1 protein-coding gene is annotated in these 290 nt (G+C 50.3%); it reads left to right on the forward strand.

The features are described 5' to 3' along the window. Positions 1–290 (forward strand): hypothetical protein (locus AAEZ03_RS26805; protein WP_350582829.1); only part of this gene is annotated, 290 nt, incomplete at both ends.

Genomic DNA, 290 nt, shown 5'->3' on the forward strand with positions numbered 1-290 from the left:
CCCATAGCTTGGTGGAAAAAGAGCTATCCGATACGGATGCTACCTTGTTTGCTATGCTGCCTTATCATGTTGATGCGTTAGATGCAGCGCGCCTTGCCGAGCAATATGAGCGTCCTGTCGATGAGATTGCGACCTTATCCTTCGAGGCCTACCCTGTCTGGCAGCTAGATTGGATGATGGATAATATCGCCAACTTACCACAGCAAGACTATTGGGATCGCCGTGCCCGTCATGCCTTAGTGAATGAGCTGTCACGTAGTCTGCGTCTGTTAATGGACGCCATATTGTCC

This window comes from Pseudomonas sp. HY2-MNA-CIBAN-0224 (genome assembly GCF_040310285.1).
In the GTDB taxonomy this organism is placed as follows: Bacteria; Pseudomonadota; Gammaproteobacteria; order Pseudomonadales; family Pseudomonadaceae; genus Aquipseudomonas; species Aquipseudomonas helleri.